The organism is Roseburia amylophila (assembly GCF_025567465.1).
Taxonomy (GTDB): domain Bacteria; phylum Bacillota; class Clostridia; order Lachnospirales; family Lachnospiraceae; genus Roseburia_C; species Roseburia_C amylophila.
Map to the genome: position 1 here is coordinate 57,052 of NZ_JAOQKI010000004.1, position 20,182 is coordinate 77,233.

The 20,182-nt window shown below is 41.0% G+C and carries 21 protein-coding genes; 18 read left to right on the forward strand and 3 right to left on the reverse strand.

Going from position 1 to position 20,182, the window contains the following annotated elements:
• Positions 1 to 69: 69 nt before the first annotated feature.
• Positions 70 to 1,173 (reverse strand): chorismate synthase, encoded by a 1,104-nt coding sequence (gene aroC, locus OCV43_RS03510; protein WP_262623427.1) that lies wholly within the window; start codon positions 1,171 to 1,173, stop codon positions 70 to 72.
• Positions 1,174 to 1,318: 145 nt separating this feature from the next.
• Here aroC and tgt point away from each other — a divergent pair, with 145 nt between their 5' ends.
• From tgt to OCV43_RS03545, 7 genes are all read left to right on the forward strand, one after another.
• On the forward strand, positions 1,319 to 2,470 hold the full coding sequence (gene tgt, locus OCV43_RS03515) for a tRNA guanosine(34) transglycosylase Tgt (protein WP_117840953.1): 1,152 nt from the start codon (positions 1,319 to 1,321) through the stop codon (positions 2,468 to 2,470).
• Positions 2,471 to 2,566: 96 nt separating this feature from the next.
• The gene (yajC, locus tag OCV43_RS03520; RefSeq protein WP_022243061.1) at positions 2,567 to 2,902 is read left to right on the forward strand and encodes a preprotein translocase subunit YajC; all 336 of its coding nucleotides are present in this window, start codon (positions 2,567 to 2,569) and stop codon (positions 2,900 to 2,902) included.
• A 176-nt stretch (positions 2,903 to 3,078) separates the two neighbouring features.
• The gene (locus OCV43_RS03525; protein ID WP_331494963.1) at positions 3,079 to 3,435 is read left to right on the forward strand and encodes a nucleotidyltransferase domain-containing protein; all 357 of its coding nucleotides are present in this window, start codon (positions 3,079 to 3,081) and stop codon (positions 3,433 to 3,435) included.
• A complete protein-coding gene (locus OCV43_RS03530; protein WP_118172662.1) occupies positions 3,395 to 3,613 on the forward strand; it encodes an aspartate dehydrogenase in 219 nt (72 codons plus the stop codon). Before OCV43_RS03525 ends, OCV43_RS03530 begins: the two co-directional genes overlap by 41 nt.
• Positions 3,614 to 3,927: 314 nt before the next feature.
• Positions 3,928 to 4,692 (forward strand): type IV toxin-antitoxin system AbiEi family antitoxin domain-containing protein, encoded by a 765-nt coding sequence (locus OCV43_RS03535; RefSeq protein WP_022243056.1) that lies wholly within the window; start codon positions 3,928 to 3,930, stop codon positions 4,690 to 4,692.
• Positions 4,679 to 5,659, forward strand: coding sequence for a nucleotidyl transferase AbiEii/AbiGii toxin family protein (locus OCV43_RS03540; RefSeq protein ID WP_227700179.1), 981 nt, complete (start codon positions 4,679 to 4,681; stop codon positions 5,657 to 5,659). The genes OCV43_RS03535 and OCV43_RS03540 overlap by 14 nt, the downstream gene beginning before the upstream one ends.
• Positions 5,643 to 6,026, forward strand: coding sequence for a PAS domain-containing protein (locus tag OCV43_RS03545; protein WP_022243054.1), 384 nt, complete (start codon positions 5,643 to 5,645; stop codon positions 6,024 to 6,026). Before OCV43_RS03540 ends, OCV43_RS03545 begins: the two co-directional genes overlap by 17 nt.
• A gap of 70 nt (positions 6,027 to 6,096) precedes the next feature.
• Here OCV43_RS03545 and OCV43_RS13970 read toward each other — a convergent pair whose 3' ends face one another.
• A complete protein-coding gene (locus OCV43_RS13970; protein ID WP_118056774.1) occupies positions 6,097 to 6,258 on the reverse strand; it encodes a helix-turn-helix domain-containing protein in 162 nt (53 codons plus the stop codon).
• Between OCV43_RS13970 and OCV43_RS03555 the strand changes: the two genes are divergently transcribed.
• The gene (locus tag OCV43_RS03555) at positions 6,212 to 6,625 is read left to right on the forward strand and encodes a hypothetical protein (RefSeq protein WP_262623474.1); all 414 of its coding nucleotides are present in this window, start codon (positions 6,212 to 6,214) and stop codon (positions 6,623 to 6,625) included. The genes OCV43_RS13970 and OCV43_RS03555 overlap by 47 nt on opposite strands.
• 83 nt (positions 6,626 to 6,708) lie before the next feature.
• Here OCV43_RS03555 and OCV43_RS03560 read toward each other — a convergent pair whose 3' ends face one another.
• A complete protein-coding gene (locus OCV43_RS03560) occupies positions 6,709 to 7,050 on the reverse strand; it encodes a phenylpyruvate tautomerase MIF-related protein (protein ID WP_022243052.1) in 342 nt (113 codons plus the stop codon).
• A gap of 88 nt (positions 7,051 to 7,138) precedes the next feature.
• On the opposite strand from OCV43_RS03560, the gene OCV43_RS03565 reads away from it, so the two are divergent.
• The 10 genes from OCV43_RS03565 to OCV43_RS03610 all read left to right on the forward strand — a co-directional run bounded on the left by OCV43_RS03565 (position 7,139) and on the right by OCV43_RS03610 (position 20,153).
• Entirely contained in the window at positions 7,139 to 7,264 is a 126-nt protein-coding gene (locus tag OCV43_RS03565; protein ID WP_262623428.1) for a hypothetical protein, read from the forward strand.
• A gap of 332 nt (positions 7,265 to 7,596) precedes the next feature.
• Positions 7,597 to 8,697 (forward strand): 3-isopropylmalate dehydrogenase, encoded by a 1,101-nt coding sequence (leuB, locus tag OCV43_RS03570; RefSeq protein WP_022243051.1) that lies wholly within the window; start codon positions 7,597 to 7,599, stop codon positions 8,695 to 8,697.
• 50 nt (positions 8,698 to 8,747) lie between these two features.
• Complete coding sequence (gene ilvD / locus OCV43_RS03575) at positions 8,748 to 10,430, forward strand: dihydroxy-acid dehydratase (RefSeq protein WP_262623429.1); 1,683 nt, start codon at positions 8,748 to 8,750, stop codon at positions 10,428 to 10,430.
• 58 nt (positions 10,431 to 10,488) lie between these two features.
• Positions 10,489 to 12,162 carry a biosynthetic-type acetolactate synthase large subunit gene (ilvB, locus tag OCV43_RS03580; RefSeq protein WP_262623430.1) on the forward strand — a complete coding sequence of 558 codons (1,674 nt, stop codon included), beginning with the start codon at positions 10,489 to 10,491 and terminating at the stop codon, positions 12,160 to 12,162.
• A gap of 52 nt (positions 12,163 to 12,214) precedes the next feature.
• The gene (gene serC / locus OCV43_RS03585; RefSeq protein WP_022243048.1) at positions 12,215 to 13,297 is read left to right on the forward strand and encodes a 3-phosphoserine/phosphohydroxythreonine transaminase; all 1,083 of its coding nucleotides are present in this window, start codon (positions 12,215 to 12,217) and stop codon (positions 13,295 to 13,297) included.
• Complete coding sequence (locus OCV43_RS03590; protein ID WP_022243047.1) at positions 13,297 to 14,460, forward strand: phosphoglycerate dehydrogenase; 1,164 nt, start codon at positions 13,297 to 13,299, stop codon at positions 14,458 to 14,460. Before serC ends, OCV43_RS03590 begins: the two co-directional genes overlap by 1 nt.
• 120 nt (positions 14,461 to 14,580) lie before the next feature.
• The gene (locus OCV43_RS03595) at positions 14,581 to 15,819 is read left to right on the forward strand and encodes a DUF1015 domain-containing protein (RefSeq protein WP_262623431.1); all 1,239 of its coding nucleotides are present in this window, start codon (positions 14,581 to 14,583) and stop codon (positions 15,817 to 15,819) included.
• A gap of 31 nt (positions 15,820 to 15,850) precedes the next feature.
• A complete protein-coding gene (locus OCV43_RS03600) occupies positions 15,851 to 16,762 on the forward strand; it encodes a mechanosensitive ion channel family protein (RefSeq protein WP_262623432.1) in 912 nt (303 codons plus the stop codon).
• Between the two features lie 120 nt (positions 16,763 to 16,882).
• Positions 16,883 to 17,083, forward strand: coding sequence for a cold shock domain-containing protein (locus tag OCV43_RS03605; RefSeq protein WP_022243044.1), 201 nt, complete (start codon positions 16,883 to 16,885; stop codon positions 17,081 to 17,083).
• 151 nt (positions 17,084 to 17,234) lie between these two features.
• Positions 17,235 to 20,153: an insulinase family protein gene (locus OCV43_RS03610; protein ID WP_331494964.1), complete on the forward strand. Its 2,919-nt coding sequence runs from the start codon at positions 17,235 to 17,237 to the stop codon at positions 20,151 to 20,153.
• Positions 20,154 to 20,182: the final 29 nt, after the last annotated feature.

The window sequence follows — 20,182 nt, forward strand, 5'->3', positions numbered from 1 at the left end:
GTCAGCGGAAGGTCACCTGAGTTTGTGACTTGTAGCAGACAGGGATTTTGCTATTTCTGATAGAAACCTTTATTTCTGGTAGAAATCTTTGATGCCATCCATCCGGGCACTCATGTTAGAAAGCATGGCATCGAAAATAGTAATGGCAGCCATGGATTCGACAACCACAACAGCTCTTGGAACGATAATCGGATCGTGACGTCCCTTGATATTGATTTCGATTTCCTCGCCGTTTTTATTTATGGTCTTCTGGGTGGAAGCAATGGAAGGAGTCGGCTTGATGGCAGCACGGAATACAATCGGCGAGCCATCACTCATGCCGCCTAAGATACCGCCGGCGTGGTTGGTTTCTTTTGTGACAGAACCGTTTTCATCCGTTACAAAGGCATCGTTGTTGGTAAGTCCGGTAGCAGCAGCAACTGCAAATCCATCACCGATTTCAAAGCCTTTTACAGCACCAATGGAGAAAATTGCTTTGGCTAAATTTGCATCGATTTTTTCGAATACCGGGTCACCGATTCCGGCAGGAACACCGGTAATAACACATTCGATAATACCGCCGGCAGAGTTCTGCATGGCTTTGCATTCTTCCAGATAGGAAGCAGCTTTTGCAGCAGCATCTGCATCCGGCATATAGAGCGGATTCTTCGTAATTTCTGCAGCATCAAATCTGGTTTCGTCAATGGTGATGGGACCGATGCTCTTACTGTAGGTGAGAATCTCAATGCCAAGTTCCTTTAAAATCTTTGCGGCAACCGCACCGGCAGCCACACGTCCGATAGTCTCACGGCCGGAAGAACGTCCGCCACCACGGTAATCCCGGAAACCGTATTTGGCATCAAAGGTAAAGTCAGCATGTCCCGGACGATAGTAGGAAGCAATCTCACGGTAGTCTTTGGAATGCTGGTTTTCATTTACCACAATCAGTGAGATTGGAGTTCCGGTGGTTCTGCCTTCAAAGACACCGGAAAGAATATGTACTGCATCATCCTCTTTTCGCGGGGTAGAGAAAGCAGATTGTCCCGGTTTACGCCGGTTTAAATAGGTCTGTATATCTTCTTCACAAAGGGAAAGTCCGGCAGGACAGCCGTCAATTACGACACCGATTCCTGATCCGTGTGATTCTCCCCAGGTTGTAATTTTAAAGTTAGTTCCAATAGTTGAGCCTGCCATAGCATCCTCCTGATTTGTTTTTGTAAAAAAGTCAGACTCTATTATAGAAGATTTTTCAGATACTGGCAATCCCACAGTTGCAAAAAGTGCGAAAACAAGGTATGCTAGGATAGTATTTGTAAAAAGAACAGAAACAGGAGATTATATGTACGAATTATTAAAACAGGATGGAAGAGCAAAGAGGGGCATTTTTCATACCGTACATGGTGATATACAGACCCCGGTGTTTATGAATGTAGGAACGGTCGCTGCCATAAAGGGAGCTGTTTCTACCGAAGACTTAGAGCAGATTAAGACACAGGTGGAATTATCCAATACCTATCATCTGCATGTACGTCCGGGAGATAAATTAATCAAAGAGCTGGGCGGACTGCACAAGTTCATGGTGTGGGACAAACCAATCCTTACCGATTCCGGTGGATTCCAGGTATTTTCACTGGCAGGACTCCGTAAAATCAAAGAAGAGGGAGTCTATTTCCATTCCCACATTGATGGAGCAAAAATTTTCATGGGACCGGAAGAAAGTATGCAGATACAGTCTAATCTGGCATCCACCATTGCCATGGCATTTGATGAATGTGCACCGGCACTGGCTGACCGTGGATATGTAGAGGCATCCGTAGCCAGAACAACCCGCTGGCTGGCACGCTGTAAGGCGGAAATGACAAGACTGAATGGGTTGGAAGATACCATTAATAAAAATCAGATGCTGTTTGGAATTAACCAGGGAGCCATTTATCCGGATATCCGGGTTGACCATGCAAAGCGAATCAGTGAATTGGATTTAGATGGCTATGCAGTAGGTGGACTTGCGGTAGGCGAGACCCACGAAGAGATGTATGATATCTTAGACCAGACCGTTCCATATCTGCCACTTGAGAAACCAACCTATCTTATGGGTGTCGGAACTCCGGCAAATATTTTAGAGGCAGTAGACCGTGGCGTGGATTTCTTTGACTGTGTATATCCGACCCGTAATGGTCGCCATGGACATCTTTATACCAATCAGGGAAAGATTAATCTTTTCAATAAGAAATATGAAAAGGATATGCGCCCAATCGAGGAAGGCTGTCAGTGTCCGACCTGCCGCCGTTACAGCAGAGCCTATGTCCGCCATTTATTAAAGGCAAAGGAAATGCTTGGTATGCGTCTTTGCGTATTACACAATCTGTATTTCTACAACACTATGATGGAAGAAATCAGAGACGCCATCGATGCCGGCAGCTACAAGTCATACAAAGAGGAAAAACTCTATGGTATGAACCAGATAAACCGGGAAAAAGAGGCACAAATCTAAAAAAAGAATGAAATATCGGGAAAATACTTGTGAAACGCAGTCTTTTTGTGTACAATGTTTTTTATGAACTTAAGTTGTAATTCAGGAGGAAAAGAAATGTCTATTTTAGCATCACAGCAGGCACAGGCCTGGGGAAGCATTATTATGTGGGTAGTAATTATGGTTGTATTCGTATACTTCTTCATGATTCGTCCACAGAAGAAAGAAGCAAAGAAGAAAGAGCAGATGATGTCAGAGTTAGCAGTAGGTGATACCGTACTGACAACCAGCGGTTTCTACGGAATCGTAATTGACGTATCTGAAGATGATACTGTTATCGTTGAGTTTGGAAGCAACAGAAACTGCCGTATCCCAATGCAGAAAGCAGCAATTGCAGCAATCGAAAAACCGGAAGAAGCAGTAGAAGCAAAAGAAACCAAAGAGAAGAAATAAGATAAGACCTTAGAAAATCCGTGGAGTGTGCGAGATGTACAAGCCACGGATTTTTTGTATACAAGGAACAGACAGTTGCCTGAAAAAATGCAGGTATGTTATAATAGAATAAAATTGCAACAAATAGATATTGTTATAAATTCATAGAAAATGAGGTGAGAATGATGTCATACAGCATGAAAGAATTGTTAGATAAATATATAGCAGAAATTAAAAAAATATATGGAACACATTTGCAGGAAGTGATTTTGTATGGCTCATACGCCAGAGGGGATTTTAAAGAAGATTCAGATATTGATATCATGATATTGCTTGACATAACAGATATGGAAATGAAGCAATATCAGCATCAGTTATCTTATGCGACATTCGATTTTAATATGGATAATGACCTGGATATTAAGCCGATAACAAAGAATGATGAACATTTCCGCAAATGGAGTGAAGCATATCCGTTTTATGAGAATGTAAGGAAAGAGGGAGTAAGGTTATATGAGAATATTCAAGAAAAAATCCACACCATTGCCCTATGATAAAATGAACAAGAAGCCTATTATAAAAGCCAGCATCTGCAATGGAGAACAGGTGGCGGGCTTTAAAGATATCCATACAGGAAAAATAGAGGAAATAATGCTGATAAAAAATGAGGCAGACCTTGATACATTCCGGAAAATGTATGGAATTGAGGGAAAAATAGAAAAGGAATATTAAGCAAGGCATAATAGAAATTCAAGAACAGAAAGAAAAGGAGCATAACCATGCAGACAGACATTAACGCAGCATATTTTAAAAGCATCATTGACCAGGACCGTTGGTCCGTTGTGATATGTAATTTAAAGCACGAATAGTCTATATGTAGAGCGGTACATCGACAAAGGTGTATCGCTCTATTTTGAAAAGAAAGAGTTTAAAAAAACAACAATACTGTTTAAAAACAAACTATTTAAACAAAAAAATAAACTTGAATTAAAATGTTAATTGAGATATTATAGTAAATAATCAAAGAAAAATGAGGTTAATCATTTATGGATGTATATTATGAACTGTTAAAAAAGCCGGTATTTACATTAAATGATGTGAATCAGTTTTATCAGAATATGGAATCAGCCTGTTCAGCAGTTCGACGGTTGTTGAATAAGGGGCGCATTGTTCGGATAAAAAAGAATATGTACACTTGTATAAGTGGAGAAACAGATAGTCCTGTTGCAAACAAGTACCAGATAGGATGTGCTATTACGGAATCATCATATATATCGCATCATACAGCAATGGAATATTATGGCATGGGTGACCAGGTGTATTATGATATATATGTTTCGTCTAAAACACCATTTAAAGAGTTTGAATTTGACGGCTATAATTATTGCTATATTGCCTCGAAGTGTGATATCGGTATTGAAGAGATTATGTACAGTGGTGGTATACGGGTGACAACTAAGGAGAGGACAGTTGTTGACAGTATAAAAGATATGGACAAAATAGCCGGCATTGAGGAGGTAATAGCAGATATAGAAGCAGTGACATACTTACAGGAAAAACGTTTGTTACAGTATCTGCAAGCGTATCATAATCAGTTCCTGTATCAAAAGACAGGGTACCTGCTTTTGGCGTATCAAAATAAACTCGGATTAAGTGATGATTTTTTTGAATTTTGCAGGGGAAAAATCGGGAAAAGTAAGCGATATCTGACGAAGGAAATGACGGGTGGAAAATATGATAACAGTTGGAAGCTGGTTGTTCCAAATGATATATATGGCATGAAAAATGGGGTGTTAGATGATAGCATATAATAAGATTGAATTAGAAAAAGCGGCAAAACAGGCAGGATTTGTCAGAGATACATTTGAAAAAGTGCTACGGTTGAAAGAAGTTTTGAAATATATTAACAGTGATGCGTATTTAAGGGAGCATTTAGCGTTAAAAGGCGGTACTGCAATTAATATGACAATATTCAATCTGCCACGTTTGTCAGTAGATATTGATTTAGATTTTACTCCGAACTTATCCAAAGATGATACGCAGATGCATAGAAAACAGATTACGGAACAATTGTGTGAATATATGGAAGAATCAGGGTATTACCGGTCTGAATCATCAAGATATAGCCATAGTTTAGATGCATTTTTGTTTTTGTATCAAAATGCAGGCGGAAATAGGGATAATATCAAGGTGGAAATCAATTATTTCTTGCGGTCACATTTGTTTGAACCGACAAAACGGAGGATTGTGACGGATATGTTTCAGGAAGATGTGATGATTCGAACATTACATCCGATGGAAATTTTTGCTGCCAAGGCAAATGCATTAATGAGCAGGGCTGCAGCGAGGAACTTATATGATTTCAATAATATGATAACATATGGTTTATTTGGAAAAGAGGAAGAAATTCTTCTACGAAAATGTATTATATTTTATGCTTCAGTATCAGCAGAAGTAATTAACAGGAATTTTGACACATCTGCAATTGATGGCTTGAATTTTACGAAAATCAGGAGAGATTTGTTTCCGGTTTTGAGGAAGAAAGATAATTTTAATCTGGAAGAGAGAAAGAAGAAGGCAAAAACATATATACAGGAACTTATGATGTTGACACCAGAAGAAAGAGAATATTTAGAGGCATTTGAAAGAAAAGAGTATAGACCAGAGTTGTTGTTTGATGATAAAATAATTTTAGATAATATTTGTAGTCATCCTATGGCAATATGGAAAATGAAAGAACAGAAGGAAAAGGAGCATAACCATGCAGACAGACATTAACGCAGCATATTTTAAAAGCATCATTGACCAGGACCGTTGTTCTGTTGTGATATGTAATTTAAAGCATGAAATTATTTATATGAATCCAACTGCCGTAAAAAGCTATGAGAAATGGGGCGGTGAAAGCCTTGTTGGAAGAAGCCTTTTAAACTGCCATAATGAAGAATCGCAAAAACGCATCCAGCAGGTAATCGACTGGTTCGCAGCAGATGAAAGCCACAATCTCATCTATACCTCCCATAACGTGAAGCAGAATAAAGATGTGTATATGGTTGCTTTAAGGGATGCCGAAGAAAAGCTGATTGGCTACTATGAGAAGCACGAATTCAGAAATGCGGAAACCATGGAAAAATATGATTTGTGGTAAAATGGAATATAGGAAAATGAGATAGCTTCATATCATAAATAGAGCGGTACATCGACAAAGGTGTATCGCTCTATTTAAATTCAATAATATCATTTGGAGTACATCCTATAATGGTGCAGAGCTTTTCCAAGGTGAGTACAGTAATATTTTTGTTGTGTTTTAATCCATCCAGAGTTTTATTATCAATGCCCATCTTTAGAAGCTGGTATTGGGATATCTTTTTGGACTTCATAGTATTCCACAAATTAGCAGAAAGCAAATTATCAAAGAATTTAGAAGGGGAAGCAGGTTTCCCGGATTTTGTTGTGCTGGAAAGGAAGAAAAGTCGAGATGCAGCTAAATATGGGTGCATAGAAGCAAAACGACCGTATGATAATATGGAGATAACAGAGCAGATAGAAGGACACCTTAATTCTTATGGAAAAGTGATTTATACAAATGGACTCGTATGGAAGTTTTATAAAGAGAAAAAAGAAAACGAAAAAGTTTATACTGTAGGAAGCATCAAGTCAAAGAATAAGCAGGCTATAATCTGGGAGCCGGTAGATAACTGGTATGAACTGATGAGCTTTTTAGAGGACTGGGATTGGAAATCATAAGATAGGGTTGCCATAGAAAAAGGCAAAAAACCAGGCATATCACACGACAATAGATAGCAGTGTGATATGCCTTTTCTAGTCCCCTAGAAGTTACTGTCATTCCATCCCCAGTCTTCAGTCGGGAAGTAAGCAACATAGATTCGTTTCTTCGGAATACCAAGCTCATTTTCTAAGAGCGTGCAGACTTTTCTTGTCATAAGATTCATCTGCGGCTTGGTCGGATAACCGTAGCATTTCACTTCTACATAAGCAATGTCTTTGGTGCTTCCTAGAAAGCAAAGAGAAGCATTCCCCTCGAACCCGGTCATCACCCAGTTTTCACCTTTGCCGAGACAGTCTCTGGTGATGATGCAGAGCTCCTTGGACAGGGCATCTTTTTTTGCAATATCTAAAGTAGCAGTAGTTTTCATGTTAATAAATGGCATTTGAAAATCCTCCTTGCAAATTGATAAGTTAATTGGCTCGTTATATAGGTGAGAGTGAAAAAGCTATGATTCATCAGAATATGGATGCTTGAAGCAAACGGTTAGAGGCACCTGGCATTTCGTACAATATCAGGCAGCACCGGCACATGGATGTGACGGTGAGGTGCAGCTTGAACATGGATGTGAATCTGCACCGGTTGCCGTACGGTATTAGTATTGCGGTAGAAATGCCTGATGCCCCTTACCGTTTTGCCTCGCATCCATATCTGATGAATCATAGAACCTTTCTCAACTCCTATAAAATACCTACCTCAAGTCTACTGTACCAATCCCATTCTGACAAGAAAAAGATTTGTATAATAACAACAAATCATATCAAGAGAATAGAATATAACCACAGTTTATAAATACTATGAGAAACTATAATGGTAAAATTTATTGAATTCTTCGGATAAATAAGCTATGATATAGGATAATGAGCATTACCATAATCAGTAGTTATGAAATTGGGATGCATGCAATAGGAAAAGAAAGAAGGATTTACCCATGAATTATAATGTTGGAGTAATTGCCGGTGACGGAATCGGACCGGAAATTGTAAGCGAAGCAAGAAAGGTGTTAGATGCCATTGGAGCAAAATTCGGACACACCTTTACATATGACGAGATACTGATGGGCGGTTGTTCTATCGATGCAACTGGTGTACCGCTGACCGATGATGCCATTGCGCATGCAAAAGCAGCAGATGCAGTTCTGATGGGTTCCATCGGAGGAAATACAGCAACATCCCCTTGGTACAAATTAGAGCCATCCCTTCGCCCGGAGGCAGGCCTTTTAAAATTGAGAAAAGCATTGAACCTTTTTGCAAACTTAAGACCGGCATACCTTTATGAAGAATTAAAGGAAGCATGTCCACTGCGTGACGATATTATCGGAGACGGATTTGACATGATGATTATGCGAGAGCTGACCGGCGGACTTTATTTCGGAGAGAGAAAGACAGAAGAAGTTGACGGTGTGATGACGGCAACCGATACTTTGACATATAACGAAAATGAAATCCGCAGAATTGCAAAGCGTGGATTTGACATTGCCATGAAACGCCGCAGGAAAGTAACCAGCGTGGATAAGGCAAACGTACTGGATTCCTCCAGACTCTGGAGAAAGATTGTAGAAGAAGTAGCAAAGGACTATCCGGAAGTAACTTATGAGCATATGCTGGTAGATAACTGTGCCATGCAGTTGGTAAAAGACCCGAAGCAGTTCGATGTAATTTTAACTGAGAATATGTTTGGAGATATTTTATCGGATGAAGCAAGTATGGTAACCGGTTCCATCGGAATGTTATCCTCTGCAAGCTTAAATGATACGAAATTCGGTCTTTATGAGCCAAGCGGCGGTTCTGCACCGGATATCGCAGGAAAAGGAATTGCAAACCCGATTGCAACCATTTTAAGTGCAGCGATGATGTTAAGATATTCCTTTGATCTCGATAAAGAAGCAGATGCTATTGAAAATGCCGTAAAGAAGGTATTAAAGGCAGGCTATCGTACCATTGACATTATGCCACAGGAAGAAGCAAAGAAAGCAACCGTAACCCAGGTAGGAACAGCCAGAATGGGTGACTTAATCGTAGAGAATCTGTAGGAAATAAGAAATTTTAAGACAGAACAATAAAAAAGAGAGGAAGAACGAAGATGAAGAGTGATAATGTAAAAGCCGGAATGCAGCAGGCTCCGCACAGAAGTCTTTTTAACGCTTTGGGATTTACCGAAGAAGAAATGAAGAAACCAATGGTTGGTATCGTAAGTTCTTATAATGAAATCGTACCGGGCCATATGAATCTGGATAAAATTGTAAACGCTGTAAAATTAGGTGTTGCAGAAGCAGGTGGAGTACCGGTTGTATTCCCTGCTATCGCAGTTTGTGATGGAATTGCCATGGGACATATCGGGATGAAATATTCCCTGGTAACAAGAGACTTAATTGCAGATTCCACAGAGTGTATGGCATTAGCCCATCAGTTTGATGCGCTGGTTATGGTGCCAAACTGTGATAAGAACGTACCGGGACTTCTGATGGCAGCAGCAAGAATTAATGTCCCTACCGTATTTGTTTCCGGTGGCCCGATGTTAGCTGGTCATGTAAAGGGACGTAAGAGAAGTTTATCTTCCATGTTTGAGGCAGTAGGTTCCTATGCAGCAGGTACAATGACAGAGGAAGAAGTAAGAGAATACGAAGAGAAAGTATGTCCGACCTGTGGTTCCTGTTCCGGTATGTATACCGCAAACTCCATGAACTGTCTGACCGAGGCACTTGGTATGGGCTTACGTGGAAACGGAACCATTCCTGCCATATATTCCGAGCGTATCAAATTAGCAAAACATGCCGGAATGGCAGTTATGGATATGTATCGGAAAGATATCCGTCCAAGAGATATTATGACAAAGGATGCTATTTTAAATGCACTGACCGTAGATATGGCGTTAGGCTGCTCTACCAACAGTATGCTTCACCTGCCTGCAATCGCACATGAAGTAGGATTTGATTTTGATATTTCCTTTGCAAATCCAATCAGCGAGAAGACTCCGAACCTCTGCCACCTGGCACCGGCAGGCCCGACCTATATGGAAGACTTAAATGAAGCCGGCGGTGTCTATGCTGTCATGAAAGAATTAGCAGATGCAGGACTTTTACATACAGACTGTATGACCGTAACCGGTAAGACCGTAGGCGAGAATATCAAAGATGCAGTCAATAAGAATCCGGAAGTTATCCGTCCACTGGATAATCCATACAGTAAGACCGGTGGTCTTGCCGTATTAAAAGGAAATCTTGCTCCGGACGGTGGTGTTGTAAAACGTTCCGCAGTCGTAGAAGAGATGATGGTTCATGAAGGACCGGCAAGAGTATTTGACTGTGAGGAAGATGCCATTGCTGCAATCAAAGGTGGAAAAATTGTTGCCGGTGATGTAGTCGTGATCCGTTACGAAGGACCAAAAGGCGGCCCTGGTATGCGTGAGATGTTAAATCCGACTTCTGCAATCGCAGGAATGGGACTTGGTTCATCCGTAGCATTGATTACAGACGGACGTTTCTCCGGTGCAAGCCGTGGAGCTTCCATCGGTCATGTTTCACCGGAAGCAGCCGTAGGCGGACCAATTGCGTTGGTAGAAGAAGGCGACATCATCAGGATTAACATCCCGGAAATGAAGTTAGAGCTTGCAGTATCGGATGAAGAACTGGCAGCCCGTAAAGCAAAATGGCAGCCAAGAGAACCGAAGGTAACAACCGGATATCTGGCACGTTATGCTTCCATGGTTACTTCAGGAAACCGCGGTGCAATTTTACAGATTCCAGGTACCGGGAAAGAAAAATAAGAACCGGTAATCTGTAAATATACAGCAGAAAGATAAGTTGGAAAGAGAGGAAATTTCAATGCTCTTAACAGGTGCTGAAATCGTAATAGAATGTTTGAAAGAGCAGGGCGTGGATACGGTATTTGGTTATCCGGGCGGTGCAATTTTAAATGTATATGATGAGTTATATAAACATAGTAATGAAATAAAACATATTTTAACTTCCCATGAGCAGGGAGCTTCCCATGCGGCAGATGGATATGCAAGAAGCACCGGAAAAGTTGGTGTGTGCTTTGCCACCAGCGGACCGGGTGCAACTAATCTGGTAACCGGAATCGCAACCGCATATATGGATTCTGTTCCAATGGTAGCAATTACCTGTAATGTCAATGTGCCGCTTCTTGGCAAAGACAGTTTCCAGGAAATTGATATTGCAGGAATTACCATGCCGATTACCAAGCACAACTTTATTGTAAAAGATGTCAATGATCTGGCAGATACCATCCGCCGGGCATTCCGTATTGCAAAAAAAGGAAGACCGGGTCCTGTCCTTGTGGATATTCCAAAGGATGTCACTGCAAATAAGGCAGAGTATAAAACACAGCGTATTGAACCGGTACTGCGTGTGACAGAAACCATCCGGGAGGAAGATTTAGAAGAAGCAGCAGCTTTGATTCAGAAAGCGAAAAAACCATATATCTTTGTGGGCGGCGGTGCCGTAATTTCCGACTGTTCGGATGAATTGAGAGAATTTGTGGATAAGGTGGATGCACCGGTTTGTGATACCCTGATGGGAAAGGGTGCATTTAACGGAACGGATGAACGTTATACCGGAATGCTTGGAATGCATGGAACCAAGACTTCCAATCTTGGAGTCAGCGAGTGCGATCTTCTGATTGCAGTAGGTGTCCGTTTCTCAGACCGTGTGCTTGGAAATGCTAAGAAATTTGCCCATCATGCAAAAATCTTACAGTTTGATGTGGATGCGGCAGAGATTAATAAAAATATCATGGTAACAAACAGCGTGATTGGTGATTTAAAGAAGATTCTTGCAAGAATCAATCCGATGTTATCTCCGATGGAGCATAAAGAGTGGATGGAGCACATCATGGAATACAAGAAAGAATATCCATTGAGCTATCATCCGGAAGGATTAAGCGGTCCGTTCGTAATCGAAGAAATCTATCGTCAGACCAACGGAGATGCTATCATGGTAACGGAGGTCGGACAGCATCAGATGTGGGCAGCACAGTATTATAAATACAAACGGCCGAGAACACTTCTGACATCCGGCGGACTTGGAACCATGGGTTATGGACTGGGGGCAGCAATCGGTGCGCAGATAGCAAATCCGGATAAACAGGTTATCAATATTGCCGGTGACGGATGTTTCCGTATGAATATGAATGAGATTGCAACAGCAGTCCGTCAGAAGCTTCCGTTAATCGAAGTTATTATCAATAACCATGTGCTTGGAATGGTAAGACAGTGGCAGACACTTTTCTATGAGAAGCATTATTCTGCAACTGTTTTAGACGATGGAGTAGATTTTGTAAAACTGGCAGAAGCCATGGGAGCAACGGGATATCGTGCAACCAGTCAGGCAGAATTTGTCGATATTTTGAAAAAAGCACTTGCAAGTAGTACACCAGTTGTTATAGACTGTATAATTGATAGTGATGATAAGGTGTGGCCAATGGTAGCACCGGGGGCAGCTATATCTGAGGTGTTTACCGAGGAAGATTTAAAATAATAAGCCATTACATATAGAAAGATATGTGTAAGAAGTGAGGAGGAATTAGAAAATGAGCAGAGTATATAATTTTTCTGCAGGTCCGGCAGTATTACCGGAAGAAGTTTTACAGGAAGCAGCAGATGAGATGTTAGACTACAGAGGATGTGGAATGTCCGTAATGGAGATGAGTCATCGTTCCAAAGTATATGACAACATCATCAAAGAGGCAGAAGCTGATTTAAGAGACTTAATGAATATCCCGGATAATTACAAGGTATTATTCTTACAGGGTGGAGCTTCCCAGCAGTTTGCTGCAATTCCAATGAACCTGATGAAAAATAAGAAAGCTGCATACATTGTAACTGGACAGTGGGCTAAGAAAGCTTACCAGGAAGCAAAAATGTATGGGGATGCAGTAGAAGTAGCATCTTCTGCGGATAAGACCTTCTCTTATATTCCGGATTGTTCAGATCTGGATATTCCGGAAGACGCAGATTATGTATATATCTGTGAAAACAATACGATTTATGGAACCAAGTTCAAAGAACTTCCAAATACCAAAGGACATACACTTGTTGCAGACGTATCTTCCTGCTTCTTATCAGAACCGGTTGATGTAACCAAATACGGAGTAATCTACGGCGGCGTTCAGAAGAACGTTGGACCTGCAGGTGTTGTAATCGTAATCATTCGTGAAGACTTAATTACAGATGATGTTCTTCCGGGAACACCTACCATGTTAAAATACAAGACTCAGGCAGATGCTGATTCTCTTTACAATACACCACCATGCTACGGCATTTATATCTGTGGTAAAGTATTCAAATGGTTAAAGAAGATGGGCGGACTCGAAGTTATGAAACAGCGTAACGAAGAGAAAGCTAAGATTCTTTATGATTTCTTAGACCAGAGCAAGTTATTCAAGGGAACTGTAGTTCCAAAAGACCGTTCTCTTATGAACGTACCATTCGTTACCGGTGATGCTGACTTAGATGCAAAATTCGTCAAAGAAGCAACCGAAGCCGGTTTTGTAAACTTAAAGGGACACAGAACCGTTGGCGGTATGCGTGCCAGCATTTATAATGCAATGCCAAAAGAGGGCGTTGAGAAGCTGGTGGCATTTATGAAGAAGTTTGAGGAGGAGAACGCATAATGTTTAACTATACATGTTTAAATCCAATCGCTGGTGTAGGCTTAGACCTTTTGTCAGATGAATATAACAAAGTAGATGATATCAAAGATGCACAGGCAGTCTTAGTAAGAAGTGCAGCAATGCATGACATGGAACTTCCAAAGACTTTAGAAGTTGTTGCAAGAGCAGGTGCAGGTGTAAATAATATCCCATTGGATAAATGTGCAGAAGCAGGTATCGTAGTATTCAATACACCGGGTGCAAACGCAAATGGTGTAAAGGAACTGGTATTTGCAGGAATGTTATTGGCAGCCCGTGACGTAGTCGGTGGAATCGAATGGGTAAAAGGCGAGGAAGGCAATGCAGATGTTGCAAAACTTGCTGAGAAACAGAAGAAGAACTTTGCCGGAAGCGAAATTGCAGGAAAGAAGCTTGGCGTTATCGGACTTGGTGCCATTGGTGTTAAAGTAGCAAATGCTGCAACACATCTTGGAATGGAAGTATACGGATATGACCCATACATTTCTGTAAATGCTGCATGGAGCTTATCACGCAATGTAAATCATGTAAATGCTGTAGAAGAAATTTACAAGAACTGTGATTATATCACAATTCATGTTCCGCTTTTAGATTCTACCAAGAAAATGATTAATGCAGAAGCAATTGCAATGATGAAACCTACCACTGTAGTATTGAACTTTGCAAGAGACTTACTGGTTGATGAAGAGGCAATGGTAGCAGCATTAGAGGAAGGAAAGATTGCAAAATATGTCAGCGACTTCCCAAATCCAACCACAGTTGGAAAGAAAGGCTGTATCGTAACTCCTCATATTGGAGCTTCTACCGAAGAATCCGAAGATAACTGTGCAGTAATGGCAGTAAAAGAGATTCGTGATTTCTTAGAGAATGGAAATATTACACATTCTGTAAACTATCCGGACTGCAATATGGGCGAGTGCAAGAGTGCAGGAAGACTGTTACTGTTACACCGTAACGTAAAGGGAATGATCAGCAGCTATACTTCTATTTTAGGAGATGCAAATATCAACATTTCTGATATGACCAATAAGAGCCGTGGCGATTATGCATGTACACTGCTTGATGTAGATGCACCTGTTACCAAAGAAGTAGAAGAGAAACTTCAGACCTTAGATGGTGTATTAAAGGTTCGTATTGTAAAATAATAAATGCAGGTGAGAAAAAGATAATATATGGACTGCCCGGTTACGCCGCGACAGTCCATTTCTCTTACGCAGGAAACTCACAAAGCGTGTTTTTCGCAATTACGCAGGAAGGAGAAAACAATGGCAGATATCAGACCATTTTTATGTATCAGACCAAGAGAGGATGAGGCGGCAGAGATTGCAGCACTTCCGTATGATGTATATAACAGAGAAGAAGCAAAGAAAGCGGTAGAAGGACATGACAAAAGCTTTCTTCGCATTGACCGTGCCGAGACACAGTTTGATGATTCCGTAGACACTTATGCACCGGAGGTATATAAGAAAGCCCATGACATGCTCTGGGATATGGTAGCAGAATGTGATTTCGTAAAAGAAGAGAAACCGTGCTATTATATCTACGAACTGACCATGGACGGAAGGGTGCAGACCGGTATTACAGCCTGTGCTTCGATTGATGATTATCAGAATCAGGTCATTAAAAAACATGAGAATACCAGAGCAGATAAAGAGCAGGACAGAATCAACCATGTAAATATCTGTGATGCACAGACCGGACCGATTTTCTTAGCATACCGTTCCAATGATGTCATCAATGCAGTGGTAGAGAAGGTAAAGAAGACAGCACCTCTTTATGATTTTGTGGCAGAGGATGGAATCGGACATCGTGTATACAGAATTGCAGAGGCAGAAGATATTGCGGCTATCGAGGAAGCATTTGCAAAGATAAAAGAAATTTATATCGCAGACGGTCATCATCGTGCAGCATCCGCAGTAAAGGTAGGACTGATGCGGAGAGCAGAGCATCCGGATTATGACGGAACTGAGGAATTTAACTATTTCTTATCCGTATTATTCCCGGATGACCAGCTTATGATTATGGATTATAACCGTGTGGTAAAAGACTTAAATGGAATGACAGAAGAGGAATTCCTTGGAAAGATGAACGACCTGTTTGAAGTGGGCACGCCACAGAAGGAAGCGGTTCATCCAACGGAAAAAGGAAGTTTCAGCATGTACCTTGGGGATAACTGGTATGCCTGCCGGATGAAAGAAGCGGATTTAAGCAGTGACCCGGTAGATGGGCTGGACGTATCAATTTTACAGAATGTGTTACTGCATCAGGTACTTGGCATTGAAGACCCGAAGACCGATAAGCGGATTGATTTCGTAGGTGGAATCCGTGGACTGGAGGAATTGGAGCGCAGAGTACATAGTGACTGTAAAGTGGCATTTGCCATGTATCCGACCAGCATCGGAGAGTTGTTTGCAGTAGCAGATGCCGGAAGACTGATGCCACCGAAATCCACCTGGTTTGAGCCAAAACTTCGCAGTGGATTATTTATTCATGCACTTTCATAATAACTTTCATAAATAACTGGAGGATATTAAAATGGGATTTTATCTGACCGCATTAGAAGCCAGCACAGAGGGCATTACAGCGGAAGAAGTCAGCGATACTATTGAACAGATGAAGAAACCGGGCGTGGTACGTACTTACCTGGAGGGGCTGGTGCCGGATTTACTGGCGTTTCTCTTTCAGGTGGTGATTGCCTGCATGGTATATGCCATTGGCGTAAAGTTAATCAAACTTTTCCGGAAACTCGTCCGGAAATGGCTGGATAAAAAGGATGCTGACAAGGGTGTAAAACAGTTTATGGATGCACTGGTCAAGTGCATTGGATATTTCTTCTTGATTGTAATCATTCTTTCGCTTTTTGGAATTGCAACCACATCTGTAATGGCAATTGCAGGTTCTGCAGGACTGACGGTAGGCCTGGCACTGCAGGGAAGCTTATCCAACTTTGCCGGCGGCGTATTAATACTGATGTTAAAACCGTTTAAAGTGGGGGATTATATTGTAGAAGACAGCCATGGCAACGAAGGAACGGTAACAGAGATTTCGATTTTCTACACCAAGTTAAAGAGTGTTGACAATAAGATTATCGTAATTCCAAATGGAATCTTAGCCAACAGCAGCCTTACCAATGTGACCTACAGTGAGAAACGCAGGATTGACCTGGAAGTAGGGGTGTCCTATTCGGCGGATTTAAAGAAGACGAAGGCTGTGATAGAGCAGTTGCTTCTTTCCGAAGAACGCCGGCTTAAGGACGAGGCGGTGCAGGTCTTTGTATTGGAATTGGGAGACAGCAGTGTTACCATTGGTGCAAGAGTGTGGGTGCCGACTGATTTATACTGGGATATCCGCTGGGCACTGACTGAGGAGATGAAAAATGCCCTGGATGAAAATGGAATCGAAATTCCATTCCCGCAGCTTGATGTCAACGTAAAGAATCCGGTATAAAATCGGACAAAAAAGTGAAAAAGTTTGACAAATATTGGAAAATATGCTACTGTTAGCCATGTAGTCGTGCACAATTTTGTGCAACTTTTTAGATTTATTGTGTATTAGGAGGAAAAAGAAATGCAGGGAACTGTAAAATGGTTTAACGCAAAGAAGGGTTATGGATTTATCTCAGATGCAGAAGGAAATGATGTATTCGTTCATTTCTCCGCATTAAATATGGATGGATTCAAAGAGCTTAAAGATGGAGAAGCAGTTGAATTTGAGGTAGTAGAAGGAGAAAAAGGACCTCAGGCAGCTAACGTAGTTCGCTTAGGTTAATTCGTATAGAGTTGAATATGAAATAAGCGCAGAGCAGGAAGATGGATATCCGTCTTCCTGTTTTTAGGTTTATCAGGTGTAAATGTAAAAAAAATGTGTTATACTGATAAAGACTGTGAGTCAGATTATGAGAACATGGAGGATAAAACATTTGAATTTAGCAGCGTTAACAGCATATGAATTAATCAAAGAAGAAAATCTGACAGACATCCATGCAAAGGGATATCTGCTTCGACATAAAAAGAGTGGAGCTAAAATCAGCCTTATTTCCAATGATGATGAAAATAAGGTCTTTTATATTGGATTCCGTACTCCGGTAGAGGACAGCACCGGCGTACCACATATCATTGAGCATACGGTATTGTGCGGTTCGGACAAGTTCCCGGTGAAGGACCCGTTTGTGGAACTGGTGAAGGGTTCTTTAAATACATTCTTAAATGCCATGACTTACCCGGACAAGACCGTTTATCCGGTGGCAAGCTGCAATGATAAAGATTTTGCTAATCTGATGGATGTATACTTAGACGCTGTGTTCCATCCGAATATCTATAAGAAAGAAGAAATCTTCAAACAGGAAGGCTGGCACTATGAATTAGAGGATAGAGATGCACCGGTTACCATCAATGGAGTGGTATACAATGAGATGAAGGGCGCATTTTCTTCTCCGGAGGGTGTCTTAGACCGTGTAGTATTAAATTCCCTGTTCCCGGATACCACATACAGCAATGAGTCCGGCGGTGACCCGGAAGTAATTCCGGAGCTTACTTATGAGCAGTACCTTGATTTTCACCGGAAATTCTATCATCCATGTAATTCTTATATTTACCTTTATGGAAATATGGATATGGACGAAAAACTGGAGTTTCTCGATAAAGAATATTTAAGCCATTATGATAAAATCGAAGTAGATTCCGCAATTCAGCTGCAGGCTCCTTTTGAAAAGCCGGTAACCATCAGCAAGCCATATTCCATTGCATCTTCCGAAAGCTTAGAGGACAATGCATATCTTTCCTATAATGTGGCAATCGGAACGAATCTTGAGAGTGAACTGACTCTGGCATTTGATGTCTTGGATTATGCACTATTAAGTGCACCGGGAGCACCGTTGAAGCAGGCACTTATTGATGCAGGAATCGGAAAAGATATCATGGGCGGATTTGATAACAGCACCTTACAGCCAATTTTTTCTGTGGTGGCAAAGAATGCTAATAAAGAAGACGAAGAGAAGTTTGTAGGAATTATCGAAGATACTTTAAAGAAAATCGTCAAAGACGGTCTCAATAGAAAATCCTTGTTAGCAGGAATCAACAGTGAAGAATTCAAATTCCGTGAAGCAGATTACGGTAATTTCCCGAAGGGATTAATTTATGGATTATCCTGTATGGACAGCTGGCTTTATGATGATGACGAACCATTCTTATATCTTAAAATATTAGATGTATTTGCAGCATTAAAGGAAAAGATTGAAACAGGATATTTTGAAGAACTGATTCAGAAATATCTTTTGGATAACAGCCATAAATCCTATGTATCCATTGAACCGGAAAAAGGCTTAAATGCCAGGCTGGAAAAAGAATTAGAAGAGAAACTGGCAACTTATAAGAAGGACTTATCAGAAGAAGAGATAGATAAGTTAGTAGAGGAGACAAAGCATTTAAAACAGTATCAGGAAGAGCCGTCACCAAAGGAAGACCTGATGAAGATTCCGATGTTAAAACGGCAGGACATGAAGCGTGAAGCACAGCCGCTGGTATATGAAAAGGTAAGCTGCAATGGCATCGAAACCATTCATACCAACATTTATTCCAATGGCATTCATTATCTGAATCTGATGTTTGATATCAGTGATATTACAGAAGAAGAACTGCCATACCTTGGGGTGTTAAAAGCTGTACTTGGTTATATGGATACAGAGCATTATAATTATGCAGACTTAGCAAATGAGATTAATCTTATGACCGGCGGTATCTCTTCCCAGATTAATATTTATGCGGATACTAAGAAAAAAGACAGTTTCCATGCAAAATACGAAGTACGTTCCAAGATTCTTTATCAGAATCTGGAAGAGGGGCTTAGACTTCTTTCTGAGATTCTGATGGGCACACAGATTACAGATGAAAAACGTCTCTATGAGATTTTAGCGCGTATCAAATCGAGACTGCAGATGTCCTTAAGCTCTGCCGGACATTCCGTATCTGCCATGCGGGCAATGTCTTATTTCTCACCGGTAGCCCGATTCAATGACCTGGTTGGCGGAATTGCACTGTACCGGACGATTGCAGAATTAGAAGAACATTTTGAAGAAAAGAAGCAGTTCTTAATGGATAAATTAAGAAGCCTTACAGAGAAAATATTTGTAAAGAACAGACTGTTGATTTCCCTGACGGCAGACGCAGAAGGATATCAGCTGTTAGAAGAAAAATTCCCGCAGTTCTTAACTGTTTTACCGGATGGAGAGAAAGAGGGAGAAGCAGTTGCCTTCCATTGTGAGAGAAAGAATGAAGGCTTCTTAGATGCATCCAAAGTACAGTATGTATCCAGAGCCGGAAATTATTTATCGAAAGGATATTCCTATACCGGAGCACTTCGTATCTTAAAAGTAATTTTAAGCTATGATTACCTTTGGATTAATGTCCGGGTAAAGGGTGGTGCATATGGCTGCATGAGCGGATTTATGCGGAACGGAGATGCATATTTCACTTCTTACCGTGACCCGAACCTTAAGAGCACCAATGAGATTTACGAAGGTATCCCGGCATATTTAAGAACTTTTGATGCAGATGAACGTGATATGACAAAATATATCATCGGAACAGTAAGTGATATGGATACCCCGTTGAATCCGGCTGCCAAGGGCATGCGTTCCGTAAGTGCTTATCTTACCAATATTTCTTATGAGGAATTACAGCGTGAGAGAAATGAAGTTTTAGATGCACAGCCGGAAAATATCAAAAATCTCGCAGTGCTTATTGAAGCAGTACTCGCACAGGATGCCTTGTGTGTCATCGGTGCAGAGGAAAATGTAGAAGCAGAAAAAGATATGTTCTTAGAAGTAAAGAATCTTTATTAAAAGCTGTGGGTAATAGTCCCGCAGCATAC